The organism is Granulicatella sp. WM01, assembly GCF_004570605.1.
Taxonomy (GTDB): Bacteria; Bacillota; Bacilli; order Lactobacillales; family Aerococcaceae; genus WM01.
In genome coordinates this window covers 1-1,316 of the sequence record NZ_SPPB01000115.1, presented here as the reverse complement: position 1 = coordinate 1,316, position 1,316 = coordinate 1, and the positions used below count along the sequence as shown (strand labels likewise).

At 28.2% G+C, this 1,316-nt stretch carries 3 protein-coding genes; all 3 read right to left on the bottom strand.

Features of this window, described 5'->3' with window-relative positions; translation table 11 throughout:
• The coding region (locus E4T68_RS08885) for a hypothetical protein (RefSeq protein ID WP_135126036.1) at positions 1–259 on the bottom strand (259 nt) is incomplete at its 3' end.
• A 98-nt stretch (positions 260–357) separates the two neighbouring features.
• The gene (locus tag E4T68_RS08880; RefSeq protein WP_135126034.1) at positions 358–780 is read right to left on the bottom strand and encodes a hypothetical protein; all 423 of its coding nucleotides are present in this window, start codon (positions 778–780) and stop codon (positions 358–360) included.
• A gap of 14 nt (positions 781–794) precedes the next feature.
• The gene (locus tag E4T68_RS08875) at positions 795–1,070 is read right to left on the bottom strand and encodes a hypothetical protein (RefSeq protein WP_135126032.1); all 276 of its coding nucleotides are present in this window, start codon (positions 1,068–1,070) and stop codon (positions 795–797) included.
• Positions 1,071–1,316: the final 246 nt, after the last annotated feature.

Below are 1,316 nucleotides of genomic sequence, written 5' to 3'. Positions count from 1 at the left end.
TACTAGCAGAATATTTAACTTTTTCACCCTGTTCAATAATGCTCATACCTATTTCATTGTCGTTTAAACCACTTAAAAAATAATCACTTATAAACTCTATGAACATATTATTTATTTCTTCCATTTGATAATTTGGGTATGTATTTAATAATAGTTTTCTAATATCCTCTTCCCAAATAAAATCTATTTTTTCAGGTATAAAAATAGAACAATCACGGTCGCCCCAACCAACATATAATTCAACTTCTATTGTTTTCATCTTCTTGCTCTCCTGTATAATTTTTCGAATAATTTGCCAAAAAATAGTCATAGTCTTTACACTCCACATATACTTCAACTTCTATTGTTTTCATGTTCTTATTCTCCTGTGTACTGTTTTGGATAATTCCCCATAAAATTGATAAATGATAAACAATCATCATAATAACGCACTAAACGTTCTTCGGTAAGCAAACGCTCCATCTTAACAAAAATCTTAAATTGATAATCTGGCAACTCAGGTAACATAACCACACAATCGAGTCCAAGATAGTATTTGCATTTTTCACCCTCTGAAGTAATATTCATACTTATTTTATCGTTATTTAAATCAGTAGAAAAATAATCATTTATGGCTTTTATGAAGATATTATTTATTTCTTCTATCTGGTAGTTAGGGTATGCTCTTAATAATATTTTTTTAATATTTTCCTCCCAAACGAAACCTATTTTCTCGGGCATGAAAATAAAATAGTCACGGTCGTCCCAACCGACATATGCCTCAACTTCTATTGTTTTCATCTTCTTATTCTCCTTTATAATTTTTTGATTAGATTATTTCTTACTTCTTTGAGTTCTTTTTTTCTTTTATTCCAGTAGTATTTTAGTCCTAGGTCTTTAGTGTTTTTTATTTCTTCATTTATTTTTTCGAGAAAGTTATTAATTACTTCTATCTTATGTTTTATTTCTTTTTGTTCATTTTCTGTTATTCTTAGATATTTTTTTGATAAAATTTCTAATTTTTTAAAGTTAACGCATCTGTTCATGACTGATAGTTCATACGCATTCATCTCATCAATAGGCTTACTCATCATTCTATATAGGCGTTTGGCTCTGTTTGTTATTTTTTTTGAATGCCCGTGTTGTAAAATGAAGTGCAACAAATAAAAATAAACAAAAAAACATGAAAATCAGCTATACTAAAGTTGCCAAACCAAATAGATAGGAAGATTTTCATGTCTGAAGTACATTATACCACAAAACGACACTATAAACACTTAAGTGATAAAGAAAGAAGTCAAATTGAAATATTATTAAACGAGGGCTATACTATTTCA